The organism is Marinimicrobium sp. C6131 (genome assembly GCF_026153455.1).
Taxonomy (GTDB): Bacteria; Pseudomonadota; Gammaproteobacteria; order Pseudomonadales; family Cellvibrionaceae; genus Marinimicrobium.
Map to the genome: position 1 here is coordinate 2,566,423 of NZ_CP110629.1, position 12,944 is coordinate 2,579,366.

At 56.3% G+C, this 12,944-nt stretch carries 14 protein-coding genes; 13 read left to right on the top strand and 1 reads right to left on the bottom strand.

Going from position 1 to position 12,944, the window contains the following annotated elements:
* The first annotated feature begins 108 nt into the window (after positions 1 to 108).
* A complete protein-coding gene (locus OOT55_RS11110; protein ID WP_265365938.1) occupies positions 109 to 2,205 on the top strand; it encodes an EAL domain-containing protein in 2,097 nt (698 codons plus the stop codon).
* 216 nt (positions 2,206 to 2,421) lie between these two features.
* Here OOT55_RS11110 and serB read toward each other — a convergent pair whose 3' ends face one another.
* Positions 2,422 to 3,645 (bottom strand): phosphoserine phosphatase SerB, encoded by a 1,224-nt coding sequence (serB, locus tag OOT55_RS11115; RefSeq protein ID WP_265365939.1) that lies wholly within the window; start codon positions 3,643 to 3,645, stop codon positions 2,422 to 2,424.
* A 200-nt stretch (positions 3,646 to 3,845) separates the two neighbouring features.
* Here serB and OOT55_RS11120 point away from each other — a divergent pair, with 200 nt between their 5' ends.
* From OOT55_RS11120 to OOT55_RS11175, 12 genes are all read left to right on the top strand, one after another.
* Entirely contained in the window at positions 3,846 to 4,970 is a 1,125-nt protein-coding gene (locus OOT55_RS11120) for a hypothetical protein (protein WP_265365940.1), read from the top strand.
* A 77-nt stretch (positions 4,971 to 5,047) separates the two neighbouring features.
* Complete coding sequence (locus tag OOT55_RS11125; RefSeq protein WP_265365941.1) at positions 5,048 to 6,763, top strand: lysophospholipid acyltransferase family protein; 1,716 nt, start codon at positions 5,048 to 5,050, stop codon at positions 6,761 to 6,763.
* Positions 6,764 to 7,009: 246 nt separating this feature from the next.
* A complete protein-coding gene (locus tag OOT55_RS11130) occupies positions 7,010 to 7,441 on the top strand; it encodes an NUDIX hydrolase (RefSeq protein WP_265365942.1) in 432 nt (143 codons plus the stop codon).
* 101 nt (positions 7,442 to 7,542) lie between these two features.
* On the top strand, positions 7,543 to 8,082 hold the full coding sequence (locus OOT55_RS11135; protein WP_265365943.1) for a hypothetical protein: 540 nt from the start codon (positions 7,543 to 7,545) through the stop codon (positions 8,080 to 8,082).
* Positions 8,063 to 8,464, top strand: a complete 402-nt coding sequence (locus tag OOT55_RS11140; RefSeq protein ID WP_265365944.1) for a hypothetical protein — start codon at positions 8,063 to 8,065, stop codon at positions 8,462 to 8,464. Before OOT55_RS11135 ends, OOT55_RS11140 begins: the two co-directional genes overlap by 20 nt.
* A 140-nt stretch (positions 8,465 to 8,604) precedes the next feature.
* The gene (locus OOT55_RS11145; protein ID WP_265365945.1) at positions 8,605 to 8,790 is read left to right on the top strand and encodes a hypothetical protein; all 186 of its coding nucleotides are present in this window, start codon (positions 8,605 to 8,607) and stop codon (positions 8,788 to 8,790) included.
* Positions 8,791 to 8,837: 47 nt separating this feature from the next.
* Positions 8,838 to 9,347 carry a GNAT family N-acetyltransferase gene (locus OOT55_RS11150; protein WP_265365946.1) on the top strand — a complete coding sequence of 170 codons (510 nt, stop codon included), beginning with the start codon at positions 8,838 to 8,840 and terminating at the stop codon, positions 9,345 to 9,347.
* A 14-nt stretch (positions 9,348 to 9,361) separates the two neighbouring features.
* Entirely contained in the window at positions 9,362 to 10,420 is a 1,059-nt protein-coding gene (locus tag OOT55_RS11155; protein WP_265365947.1) for an AraC family transcriptional regulator, read from the top strand.
* A gap of 95 nt (positions 10,421 to 10,515) precedes the next feature.
* Positions 10,516 to 11,040 carry a YybH family protein gene (locus OOT55_RS11160; protein ID WP_265365948.1) on the top strand — a complete coding sequence of 175 codons (525 nt, stop codon included), beginning with the start codon at positions 10,516 to 10,518 and terminating at the stop codon, positions 11,038 to 11,040.
* Positions 11,041 to 11,054: 14 nt separating this feature from the next.
* On the top strand, positions 11,055 to 11,996 hold the full coding sequence (locus tag OOT55_RS11165; RefSeq protein WP_265365949.1) for a hypothetical protein: 942 nt from the start codon (positions 11,055 to 11,057) through the stop codon (positions 11,994 to 11,996).
* Positions 11,993 to 12,481 (top strand): DUF1993 family protein, encoded by a 489-nt coding sequence (locus OOT55_RS11170; RefSeq protein WP_265365950.1) that lies wholly within the window; start codon positions 11,993 to 11,995, stop codon positions 12,479 to 12,481. Before OOT55_RS11165 ends, OOT55_RS11170 begins: the two co-directional genes overlap by 4 nt.
* Positions 12,482 to 12,547: 66 nt before the next feature.
* Positions 12,548 to 12,934 carry a YybH family protein gene (locus OOT55_RS11175; RefSeq protein ID WP_265365951.1) on the top strand — a complete coding sequence of 129 codons (387 nt, stop codon included), beginning with the start codon at positions 12,548 to 12,550 and terminating at the stop codon, positions 12,932 to 12,934.
* The last annotated feature ends 10 nt before the right edge of the window (positions 12,935 to 12,944 follow it).

Sequence of the window (12,944 nt, forward strand, 5' to 3'; positions counted from 1 at the left end):
GAACAGGATTAAAGGGATGACAACCCCTGTCCGACGCACGGAAGCATTCATCGACCGAGCGGCCTCACAGACACAGGTCAGGCTTGCAAGAGAGTGCAGTAACCTTTTATGGATTCCAACGAGACAATCCGCCTGCTGATTTTGAATGACTCCCGCTCAGAGGCCGAGCGGTTGACCAGCATGCTCCACAACGCCGGGCGCTCCAGTCGCGCCCAGCACGTCGACAGTGAGGAACGCCTGGGAAAGCTGCTACAGGAGCAGACCTGGGACCTGCTCATTGGTCATGACAAGACCACCAATGTCACCCCCGAATCCGCCATTCGGCAGATCCGCCGTCTGAACCGCGATGTGGCCGTGATCCTGCAAACCGACGATGAAACCAGCGCGGCCGTGGTCGACGGGATGAAACTCGGCGCAGCCGATGTGGTACGCCTGGACGAAGACCAGCACCTGCTGCTGGTCATCCAGCGCGAAATGGACAACCGGGAGCAGCGTCAGCAACGACGCATCGCCGACCGCCGTTTCCGCGAAGCCGAGCGCCGCAGCCAGGCCCTGCTGGACAGCTCCCGGGATGCCATCGCCTACGTGCAGGACGGCCTGTACCTGTACGCCAACGAATCCTTTGCCGAATTGTTCGGCTATGAGGATCGCGATGATATCGACTGCCTGCCCATCATGGACATGGTGGCCGAAAAGGATCACAAACAGCTCAAGCAGTTCCTGAAAAACTTCACCCTTAAAGGCGATGACGCCGAGACCACCAAGGTCGAGTTTGAGGGGGTCAAACACAACGGCGAAACCACCCATATCAGCCTGGAAGTCTCCCGGGCCACCTATGATGAAGAGCCCTGCATCCAGTTTCTGGCCCGTGCCGGCGTCGCCGAGACCAGCGAGGAACTGGAAGCGCAAATCGCCCAGATCAAATGGCAGGACCTGGCCACCGGGCTGTACAACCGCCAGTATCTGGTGGACCGCCTGGAAAAGATGCTCACCGGTGAGGGGGGCAAGCAACCGGCGGAAGCCAGCCTGATTTACATTGACATCGACCACTACGCCGAACAGGTCCAGGCCGCGTTCGGCGTCGCCGGTGCCGACATGGCCCTGAGCGACATCGCCACGTTACTGCGTGAGCACGCCCAGGACAATGATCTGCTGGCCCGTTTCGGCGACAGTGCCTTTATTCTGCTCGCACCCAACATCAAGCCCGACGCCGCGGTCATGCGGGCGGAGAAAATCTGCAAAGCCATCGAAGACCACATCGTCGATGTGGACGGCAAGACCATTCAACTGACCGCCAGCATCGGCGTTTCCCTGATCAACGACACCAGCTCCAGCGCCGAGTCCGTGATTGAACAGGCGGTCAGCGCCATGGAAAAGGTCCGCGCGGAAAGCCAGGGTAACGCCGCGCGCCTGTACGAGCCGGAAATGACCGCTGATGAACGCAAAGAGCGGGATGTGATGGCCGAGGTGCAGCACGCTCTGGACAATGACCGGTTCCGTCTGCTGTTCCAGCCGATCATCAACCTGCGGGGCTCGGACGACGAGTACTACGAGGTGTTGCTGCGCCTGCTGAACGCCGACGATGAAGAGGTTTCCCCCACCGAGTTCCTCGACGCCGCCGCGAAGATGAACGTGATTCACAAAATCGATCGCTGGGTGGTTCTGGAGTCGATCAAGATGCTGTCCCAGCATCGCAGCAAGGGTAACCACACGAAGCTGATCATCAACCTGAGCGGCCAGTCCCTGTGCGACGACAGCCTGCCGCCCTGGCTGCGGGTCGCCTTCAAGGCCGCGAAACTGCCCACCGATGCCATCGTCTTCCAGGCCAGCGAGGTGGATATCACCAATCACCTGACCGCGGCCAAGGCGTTCGCCAAGCATCTGGAGAAATTCAACAGTTGTCTGAGCATCAGTGGTTTTGGTTGCTCACTCAACCCCTACAACGTCTTCAAGCACGTGCCACTGGGCTTTGTGAAAGTGGACGGCTCATTTACCCAGGACATCCAGAACAACAATGAAAGTCCGGATACCCTGGTAGAGCTGATCAAGAAGTTGCACGAGGAAGACGTGACCACGGTGGTGCCCTTTGTGGAAAACGCCAGCGTGTTGGCGACCCTGTGGCAGGCCGGGGTGCATTACATTCAGGGGTATTATCTGCAGGAGCCGAGCAAGTCGATGGATTACGATTTCAATATGGAGAGTTGAGTTCGGCAACGGTAACGGCGGATGCGGGCTTCGCCCTTATCCGCCCTACGCGGATTTTCGGATTGTCGTGCACTCATGGTTGGGTGACGGCGGATGCGGCGCCTAATCGCTGCGCTCGGCCCCTACGCGGATCTATACCGCTGCGCTCGGCCGTAGGGCGGATAATCCAAAGGCGCATCCGCCGTTACCATTGTCCGAACATCCGCCGTCACCACCCTACGACAAATCCCCATGCTCCCGATCGCGAAAACCCAACAAATACAAAATCGCATCCAACCCCAAGGTCGAAATCGCATGCTCCGCCGAGGCCTTCACCAACGGCTTGGCCCGGAACGCGATGCCCAAACCGGCGGCGTTCAACATGGGCAGATCATTGGCGCCATCACCCACGGCAATTACCTGCTCGGGGGTAATGCCCTCGCGCTCCGCCAACTGCTTGAGTAACTGCGCCTTGCGCGCGCCATCCACCACCGTGCCCGATACCTGTCCGGTCACCTTGCCGTCGACAATCTCCAGCTCGTTGGCGTAGACATAATCCACACCCAGGCGCTGCTGCAGAAAGCGGCCAAAGTACTCGAAGCCTCCCGAGAGAATCGCGGTTTTGTAACCCAGCTTTTTCAAGGTGGCGATCAGCTTCTCCGCCCCTTCGGTCAGGCGCAGGTTGCGAGCAATACCCTCAAGCACCGACTCATCCAACCCTTTGAGCAGGCTCAGGCGCTTGGCGAAACTCTGCTGAAAGTCCAGCTCCCCGCGCATGGCCGCTTCGGTAATGGCAATCACCTCATCACCCACGCCGGCGGCTTTGGCGAGCTCATCGATCACCTCCGCCTCAATCAGGGTGGAGTCCATGTCGAAACACACCAGGCGGCGATTGCGCCGGTAGGGAGTGTCCTTCTGAAACGCAATATCCACTTCCAGGCGGGTGGACAACTCCATCAGATCCGCCCGCAGCGCCTGAGTGTCCGCCGGCGCGCCGCGCACCGAAAATTCCACACAGGCACTGCTGTGCGTATCCAGCGCATCCAGCGGTACCCGGCCGGACAGGCGATTGATGTGGTCGATATTGAGCCCGTGGCGCACGGTCACCGCGGTCAGCTCGGCAATCTGCTCGGCCATCACCTGCCGGGACAGCAGGGTCACGATATGCCGCGGTTTGCCCTGCTGGTCCACCCACTCCTGATAGCGTCGATGCTCGATGGACTCAAAACGTACCCGCACACCCAGGGCATCGGCGCGGGTGCGAATGGCGCTCTGCAACGTCTCGGCCGTGGCCCGGCCGGGCTCTAGCGCCACCAGCATGCCGAGCGCCAGATCATCGTGAATCACCGCCTGGCCGATATCCAGAATGCTGGCGCCGAAGCCGGACAGCTCGGCCGCGAGCGAGGAGGTCACTCCGGGTTTGTCATCCCCGAAAACGTTGATCAGTACGATGTCTTTCACACGGACTCACTTGGTTGGCAATAAGGAATGGGACGGGCGGCAATTATACCGGTTCCCCGGGGACAGATGCCATGCGTTGATGTTTCTGTGGCCTTTATCAAATCCCCGGGTCAACGCGCTGGCATCCACGGGAAGAACGCCCGTAAAATAGGCCACTTTGTATCGGGTGCCCCACCGGGTACCCACACTCAAGGATCTGCATGGCCCTCTACGCTCGACTCAAGCCCCACTGGCAACCCATTGCCGGCACCGCCCTGATTGTGCTGCTCGGCCTGTTGGCCGCCGGGTTACACACCCGAGCCAGCCTGCACACCCAAAGTCAGCAACTGGACCGCTTCGGGCAGACTCTGGCCCGCAGCACCGCCCAGCGCGCTGTGGACGCCACTCTGAGCCAGGACATGATCAGCCTGCAGGTCGTACTTCAGGAACTGACCCGCCACCCACAGGTGATGGGCGCCACCATCCACGATGTGGAAAACCGCCTGCTGGTGCAGAGCGGCTTCCCTCCTGGCGAGGCCGAGCCCGGTCAGTTCCGTCGCTACACCGCCACCATCGCGCTGGCCGACAACATCGCCGGGCATCTGCAGGTGGCCATGATTCCACCCGCCCTGAGTCCGGCCGACCGACAATTCCTGCTCCTGTGGAGCCTGCTGACCCTGACGGCCGCCACCCTGCCCTGGCTACCCGCACTGCGCCGGCCACCGGTCATCGTTCAGGGGCAGTCAGCACCCGATGACCCGAGCGCCCGCGCCACCCCGGACGACCCGAGCGATGACGGCGAGCCCGATGCTCCGCCACCCGCCCAACTGCGCCTGCGGTTACGGCTGCTGAATATGGAGACCCTCAGCCGTCAACTGAACGAGGAGAGTTTCACTCAGCAACTGAGCCAGTTCGAGCAACAACTGCGCAACATACTGTCACTGTACAGCGGCAAACAGGTCGCCCTGTCGGGCGATACCCTGTTGATCGACTTCTCCGGCGAAAGCCACAGCGACTGTGCTTTTCGTGCGCTGTGCAGCGCCCAGTTGCTGGGGGAGCTGTCACACCTGAACCCGGGCCCGAAGCTCAAACTGGCCGCGCGTATCCATCCGCTGCCCCACACCAACCTGGCAACCTCCTTCCAGTACCAGCAGAGCGCCGCAACGCCCGGCGTCAATGGTATCGAGATCGCACCGGAACTGATTGACGATGAACTGCACCAGCACCTCGAACTGGACTCGGATACCGGTGTACTGATCGGTGTCAAAGCCCCCTACCGGCAATTGCTCGACAAGCAGCAGGCACAGCTGCAACGGCTGATCGGCGCGGACCCGGACCGTCATTAATCCTTCATCGCTTCGTCACCGGAGCGTCACAGTTCGGCCCTAGCCTCGGCGGAAGAGTCCACCGAGGTCAGCCGTCCATGCTCAATATCGAAGAATCGCTCAACCACAAATTCCCGCGCTTCGCCCGAAGCGCTCCGCTGCTGCGCAAACCCACTCTGGGCCTGTTGCGCAAACTCGTTCACGAGCGGACCATCAACCAGTTTCTCGAGGAGCACCGGGGCGCCCGAGGCCTGGACTTCATCGAGCGTATTTTCGATTACTTCAACTTTACCTACAGCGTGCCCCAGCGCGAGCAGAACAATATTCCCGCCCAGGGGCGGGTAGTGATCATCGCCAATCACCCCATCGGCTCACTGGACGGACTGGCCCTGATTCATCTGGTCAGCCGGGTGCGCCCCGATGTCAAAATCGTTGCCAACGACCTGCTCAGCGCCTTTGAACCGCTGCGCGAGTTGCTGCTGCCACTGGACAACATGACCGGCGGCGCCTATCGCCAAAGTTACAAACGCATTCACCAGGCCCTGGAGCAGGACCAGGCGGTAATCATCTTTCCCGCCGGAGAAGTCTCCCGCGCACGCCCCACCGGCATTCGCGACGGCGCCTGGCGCTCCGGGTTTCTGCACTTCGCCCGCAAGAGCGGTGCGCCCCTGCTGCCGGTCCACATTCAGGCAAAAAATTCCTGGCTGTTTTACAGCGCCTCCGCCGTGTTCAAACCTCTGGCCACCGCCCTGCTGGCCCATGAGATGTTCAACAAACGCTCCGCGGAAATCCGCTTTCGGGTGGGCGAGCCCATTCCCGCCCGCGCTCTGGAAGCCAAAAACCTCGCGGACAAGCCGTTGATTCAACGCCTCAAAAAACACCTGTACAAACTCGGCCGGGGCAAGAAAACCCTGTTCGTCACCGAAAAAACCATCGCCCACCCGGAACACCCGCTGCAACTGCAACAGGAACTGGCTCAGGCCCAAAAACTCGGCCACACCCGGGACGGACAGACCATTGTGCTCTGCCAGTGGGACCAACACCCCACGGTCATGCGTGAACTGGGCCGACTGCGGGAAATTGCCTTTCGCAAAGTGGGCGAAGGCACCGGCCGGCGCCGCGATCTGGACCGCCACGACCAGAGCTATCAACACCTCGTCCTCTGGGACCCGAACCGCCTGGCCATCGCCGGCGCCTACCGCATTGGCGTTACCGGCGAGTTGATCGCGAAAGCCGGACTGGAAGGGCTCTATACCGCCGAGCTGTTCCATCTGCGGCCGGCACTGAGACCCTACCTGGAACAGGCACTGGAACTGGGCCGCAGCTTCGTCAATCCGGACTACTGGGGCAAAGCCAGCCTGGACTACCTCTGGCAGGGCCTGGGCGCCTACCTGCGCCATCACCCGAACATCCGCTACCTGATCGGACCGGTCAGCCTGAGCGCCGACCACCCCAAACCGCTGCGCGACGCTCTGGTGGCCTATCACCAGCGCTACTACGCCATGCCCGCCGCCCTCGCCAGCGCCCGCCACCCGCATCTGATCGACCCGCAAAGCCGAATGGCCCTCAATCGCCTGTTCGTCCCCATGGACCGCGACGCCGCCTACGACCACCTGAACATGACCTTCAAAACCGCTGGCCACCCTCTCCCGGTGCTGTTCAAGCACTACCCCGCCCTGTTCGAAGAGGGCGGTTATCACCTGCTCGCCTTCAGCGTAGATTCGGATTTTGGGGAGTGCCTGGATGGCCTGTTCCTCGCCGACTTGAGCAAGATGAAAGCGAACAAGCGGAAGCGGTACCTCGGAGCCGATTGATCCGGCAAAGCCCCTTCAGGCTCTCAGAACCCTGGGGGCCTAGCAGCATTTCCACGTAACCTCCCACACGCGGAAAGTTTCCGTATTTTATCCTAGCCTCGTTATAGCGATGCGTTCTAAGCGCGGAGTGACGGGGCTTTCCTGGCATGTTATAAAAGCAACCAAATGTGAAAGGCGGAAAATTTCCGGTTTTAAATACGGAAATTTTCCGTCTAATAATGTTGTTACAAGTCGGTCTAATAGGCAATGAGAGCTCCATTTCAGGTTATTGTGCTTCCTTATTATGTTACAGATGGTGAGCTCAAATTCCTCATCGGTAAGCGAAGCGATGGCGGCTACTGGCAAGCAATATCCGGTGGTGGTGAGGATAAGGAAGAGCCGTTGGAGGCTGCTAAACGAGAGCTCTATGAAGAGGCCTCTTTGGAAGGTGATCATTGGATTCAATTGCAAAGCATGTGTATGCTGCCAAAAATATACTACATAGGTCACGAAAACTGGGGGAACGGAACGTTCGTGATCCCAGAATACTCTTTTATGGTTAAGGCCCAGCCTGGAGAGGCGGTCTCTGCTGAGCATACAGAGCTAAAGTGGTGCTCAGCTATTGAGGCGGAATCGCTGTTAGCATACGACTCAAACAAAATTGCCCTTTGGGAAGCTACGCAGCGAATTCACTTGTAACAAACCAAGGCAGTGGGACATATTTTGCTTCGCTGCGCTCAAAACGCAAAATATGCCCCTGCTTGGGGGCGTTAATCGCCAGTTCAAGATGGGAGCATAAATTGAAAGTTTTCTTGAGTCTCGTGGTTGCTCTCTTAGTATCCTCATGCGCCAATGTGACCTCGACATCCGAAGGGGCGGTTTTGGAGGATAGGGTAGTAGAGAACGAAAAAGAAGTGTCAATTTCGCGCAGAATTTATTATTTTCAACACAAGCTAATTCCGAAATGGGTTTTTGAGTCAGACGGAGCATTTTACTTTGATATTTACAATAGAAACGCTGAACGCCTATTGGCGGCAGCAGCTGATATTATCAGTCAAGAATACTCTGATGGAATTAAAATAAATCCGGTTATAAATCGAAACGCGATATCTATCAGTTTTCCAGAGCCTAAGGCTATGGCCAATTGCTATTTTGTTTTGGTCCAAAAGAATGAATCTGGGTTTTCCTATTATACCTACGAAAAATCCATGAAATTCGGAGATGAAGAGTTTGTCGGTGTTGTCGGAGGCTGGGATGGTGAAGGAAATCATAGCAATTTCGGTCCACGAACATATCGAACAGAAATGGAGTTTGTTGAGGATGTTATTGGACAAAAATAGCGTCACGGCTAACAAAGCCGTCAAATTCGCCCACGAAAACGTAAACGGCAAAGGGAATACTGTGAAAAAACTTCATATAGCCATATCAACTGACAAGATCACTGAAACCGTTTCGGATTACAGCCAACGACTGAATGCTGAGCCGAGTTTGGTCGTCCCTGGCGAGTACGCTTTGTGGCGAACAGCCACTCTGAACCTGTCTGTGCGCCAAGACGCTAAAGTAGATCCGGGTTCTTTGCGTCACCTTGGTTGGGAAGACCCATCTGCAGAAGAATTCACTCAGGATGTGGATGTAAATGGCATTGTTTGGGAGCAGTTTAATGCCGACCTTCAAGCGGAGGAAATTAATGAGTTATGGCCTGACGCGGATTATCAGCCATGAGCTTTAACCAGATATAGAATTGCCTTGCCTGCGGTAGCCAGATCCTCGTAAGCTAGCGCCGCTGTGTTTGGCACCAACAGTTCGCTCGCACCTCTACCGAGACGCCAAACAGTACCGCACGCCCAACAGGGAGATACAAAATGGACAAATTTTTCAAAGTGTGTTTTAGAAGCAAAATGGGAATGGGTATCGCCACAGGAATAGCTATTGGAGCCGGATTTGGGGCTGCCACAGGCAACATGGCACAGGCCATAGGTTTTGGTGCTGCGCTCGGTGTTGCACTTGGGGCAATTTGGACTCGCCGTGGTAATAGTCAAGCCTGCTGACAAGAAAGAAAATCGTACCGATGCTTTAGACGTCCGAGCAGAATAGCATGATATTTCGGAAAGCCGAATCAAGAGACGCGGAATCAATTGGACAGGTAAGGGTTGCCGCATGGAGAGCAGCCTATCAGCCGTTTATGCCAAATGAGTTTCTCAAAACACTGAACGCCGCCAACAACTTGTCTGAGCTTAGAGCGCGGCTTGCCAATCAGAATTCTGACTTCACCCTATCCGTAGCAGAAGAGTGCGGACAAGTCGTAGCGTTTTCCATCGTCGGCAAACCTCGCTATGAGGCGGCCCCTAGAACAATAGAACTATGGGCCGTGAACGTTCTACCCGAATACTGGAGAAGGGGCATCGGAACCAGCCTTGTAGAACGGGCAATCGCTTTTTCTTCCCGCTCAGGGTTCAATAGCATTGAGCTCTGGTGTATCAAGGGCAACACACCAGCTCAGGAGACGTATAAGAAACTTGGCTTTATCGAGTCGGGCCAAGAAAGGTCTTCATCCCGGCTGACGGGGATTACATTGCATGAGTTGCATTATGCCAAAGTGCTCTAGAAAACCAGGCTAACATGCTATTAACAACACTAGCGCTACTCGACCTCGCATTGAGGGCGGCGACAATCGGACAGCTGGTTCTGCTGGTTGGCGTCGGGCTGAACCCTAAGTCTTTTCGCGAAGGAACCCTGTTACTACTGGCTGCCGTAGCCTGCGGTATTGCCTATCTGTTGCTTACAGCACCAGTGCCTGATGCAGCCTACGGCATGATCCGCAACATACTGCTGGTCCTCACCGACGCCTGGGCCTATGCGCTCTGGTTGGCCGCCATGTATTTTTTCCAGGAGGGGTTCTCCGTTCGTCATACCCCCATTTGGGCCCGCCCGTTTGTCACGCTGTGGATACTCTGGCACCTTTACTTTTTTGGGTTCAGAGGTGGTGATGGCATCTACCACCAAATCAACCATGGCCTTTCCATTCTGATACTCGCTCACATCATATACACGGCCCTAACGGGACTGTCTGATGACCTGGTGGACAAGCGCCGCCGTCTACGGCTGATGCTCAGCGGTGCTTTGGCGGCGTATGGTGTAATGTTGGCCATCGACCAGCTTTGGCTGGGTCGACTGCTGCAGTCGGCGACACTCAGCTTGGCAAACGCCACCTTGGTCTTTGCCAGTATTACGTGGTTTAGCGTGTACCTGCTTCGTACCAATAAGGGGTCGGTGCTCCCGGAACCAGATAGCGGCTTCGACACACGTTCTCAAACGACGCTCCCTCACGAGTACCTTAACCTGAAGCGCGCCCTGGACGACTTTATTGAGCGAGGCGACTACATGCAGCCTGAATTAGATATAGCGTCCATGGCCTCCCAGCTCGGCGCTAAGGAGCACCAGCTACGCCGCCTGATCAACCGCCAACTCGGCTTTCAGAACTTCAGCAGCTTCCTCAATCAGCTCCGTATTCAGAAGGCGCGCCAATGGCTCGCGTCGCCTGAACACACCTCCACGCCCATTATGAATATCGCCCTTGATCTGGGGTACGGCTCTATCGGACCATTCAATCGCGCGTTCAAGCGCAGCACCGGGCTGACACCGACGCAATACCGGGCCCAATTTCACAATCGGCCATAGGTTTTTGAAATCGGCAAGACTTTTTCCCATGTAAAACAGATAGTTACCCCCGTGCCTGAAAGCACACACATACTGTTTACACATGGAGTTCGACAATGAAATCACTTCTGATAACCGCGTGTTTACTGCTACTGGCATCGCGGTCGACGGCCGAGAGCTTTTACCCTGTACCGGATTATCGCGACTACGGCAGTCCCGACTCGCAAGAGCAGACACAAGAGATTGACGCATTTATCCTCGAATTTCGAAAAGCATGGCGCAATCAAGACGCCGCCACCGTGGCCGGTTTACACACGCAGGATGTGGAGTGGATCAATGCATTTGGTCGCACGTTTCGTGGACGAGACAATCTCAAGGCGTTTCTGGAGACCGTTCTTTTCCCCGGCTTTTCCTCTGCACAGTGGCAAGAGGCCATGGCCTCCTATCGTCCGGTATCCAGACACTACCTGGGGGATGTTGTTGTTATCAACAGTCAACTGCACGGCTCACCCGGCTCTGCAGCCGAAGGAGATCAGCGCCGGGTGTCCCTGAACTTTGTCCTGATCAGGGAAGCCGGGCAATGGCAGATAGCGCAACAGGTCATCTCGGACATCAGGCCACGCCGCACAGCCGGTCAATAAGGAGCAATGACATAATGCGTATACTGATAATCCTGGCATGGCTTGTGGCCCTCCCCACAGCCGCCAACGAGCAACGGATAACCAATGGTTCAGGTCACTACACCTACTCATCTGGCGCTGGCCAGCAGCAAACCCGACTCAAGGTCTACTACCACAAGCCTGACTCTTTTGCGCCCTCCTCACCTGTACTTCTGGTATTGCCCGGTGCCGGACGCAATGCATGGGACTACCGGGATGCCTGGAAGGCCGCATCCGAGAAATACGGCGTGCTGGTCATCTCGCCACACTATGCAGAGGAGCGGTACCCGGAGTTCTGGAACTACAATATAGCGGGGATGCTTACCAATGTGACCATCAATGAAACCAGAACCGGATTTGCGAGCTACGAGATCACCCAGGACCCACAGCAATGGCTATTCAAGGATTTTGACGGAGTATTCCTGGATGCCCGTAAACGGTTCGGGGTCGATGCGGACAACTATGATATGTTCGGGCACTCCGCAGGTGGCCAGATAATCCACCGGTTCGCCCTGTTCGGCACCAGCGGCCATGCGAATCGGTTAGTTGCCGCCAACGCCGGGTGGTATACCCTACCGGACTTCGACGTTATGTTTCCCTTTGGTCTAAAAGAGAGTCCTTTATCGGAAAAGGCGCTCCGTAAAGCGTTCTCGAGAAATCTGGTGGTATTTCTCGGCGAGCTGGACAACGCCGATGAAACCCGGGGCCACCTTGCCCGGAATGATAAGCTCGACGTGCAAGGGTTGCACCGCTTCTCGCGCGGCCGGTATTTTTACCGGGAGTCAAAAGCCATTGCCGAGGGTATAGACGCAGACTTTGCGTGGCAAAAAATCCATGTACCAGGAGTGGGGCACAACTACCGTCGAATGAGCGAGAAAGCCGCTCAATACCTGTACACCCCAAGAAACCAAGAACATTCACGACAGGAACCCGAATGAATCACAGTATCAAGAAGGTGTTTCAACACTATTTGTCCCAACTGGAGGCAATAGTCGCCAAAGTTCCTCCGGAAACGTTCGCATCGTCACTTGCTGACGACATGTTCAATCTGGAGATGAACGCCAAAATCGCGGCCAATTTTATACTTCGAGGGTATTGTCCGTTGATAAAGAGGGAAGTCGTCTCTTTCATCAGGGAGGAATCAGGCAAAGCGGCCGTTCAAGCCCAGATAACGGAAACGATAAGCTACCTGAAGGGTTTACCAGAGGCTCAACAACCCGATGCTACCAGGCGCTTGAGGGATAAAGCCGGTTTCTCTGAAGTCGACCTTTCGGAGCCCGAATTCATATACCACTATATTATTCCAAATTTTCTGTTTCACGTGAGTATGGTCTATGCAATAGCCAGGGCAAATGGTGTCAAGCTGAGCAAGGGAGATTACGACGGTTTTCATTCATACCCTACCGGTTTCACTTTTGTGTAAACTATACGAATAAGCCTGACCCTCACTACAATTGCGCACCTGATGCGGCTACTACGAGTTTCAGCCATGAACGATGAACGCGAAATCCTCAGGATCCATAGTGACTGGATGGAGCTCGAAAGGTCTGGAAAAGAGCAAGACGTTCTCGGTTTTTGCAGTCAGGATGTGGTCTGGCTGGTTCCCGGGCTGGGGGCGTTGCGAGGGATTGAGGAGGTTCGCCGGTTTCTCGGCGATCAGCCGGATACGGTCATTGTCTCAATAGAGACTTTCGATCTTTCGGTGGAGATCGCCAACGAACTGGCGGTCAAAAGTGCAAATTTTCGCACCACTCTTTTGGACAACGGGATGGAAATTAGCGTGACCGGAACGCATGTCTGGACGCTTCGCAAGGACCACCAAAGGGGGCGCTGGTTGGTAACTCATGTTGCGTGGGTGATCGATCCCGGCCATTGATCGTTGATAT

Coding starts and splice junctions, on each gene's coding strand:
- OOT55_RS11170 (WP_265365950.1), top strand. CDS start 11,993: ATGAATCACAGTATCAAGAAGGTGTTTCAACACTATTTGTCCCAACTG.
- OOT55_RS11120 (WP_265365940.1), top strand. CDS start 3,846: ATGGCCCTCTACGCTCGACTCAAGCCCCACTGGCAACCCATTGCCGGC.
- OOT55_RS11155 (WP_265365947.1), top strand. CDS start 9,362: ATGCTATTAACAACACTAGCGCTACTCGACCTCGCATTGAGGGCGGCG.
- OOT55_RS11125 (WP_265365941.1), top strand. CDS start 5,048: ATGCTCAATATCGAAGAATCGCTCAACCACAAATTCCCGCGCTTCGCC.
- OOT55_RS11140 (WP_265365944.1), top strand. CDS start 8,063: ATGTTATTGGACAAAAATAGCGTCACGGCTAACAAAGCCGTCAAATTC.
- OOT55_RS11110 (WP_265365938.1), top strand. CDS start 109: ATGGATTCCAACGAGACAATCCGCCTGCTGATTTTGAATGACTCCCGC.
- OOT55_RS11175 (WP_265365951.1), top strand. CDS start 12,548: ATGAACGATGAACGCGAAATCCTCAGGATCCATAGTGACTGGATGGAG.
- OOT55_RS11160 (WP_265365948.1), top strand. CDS start 10,516: ATGAAATCACTTCTGATAACCGCGTGTTTACTGCTACTGGCATCGCGG.
- OOT55_RS11130 (WP_265365942.1), top strand. CDS start 7,010: ATGAGAGCTCCATTTCAGGTTATTGTGCTTCCTTATTATGTTACAGAT.
- OOT55_RS11165 (WP_265365949.1), top strand. CDS start 11,055: ATGCGTATACTGATAATCCTGGCATGGCTTGTGGCCCTCCCCACAGCC.
- OOT55_RS11145 (WP_265365945.1), top strand. CDS start 8,605: ATGGACAAATTTTTCAAAGTGTGTTTTAGAAGCAAAATGGGAATGGGT.
- OOT55_RS11150 (WP_265365946.1), top strand. CDS start 8,838: ATGATATTTCGGAAAGCCGAATCAAGAGACGCGGAATCAATTGGACAG.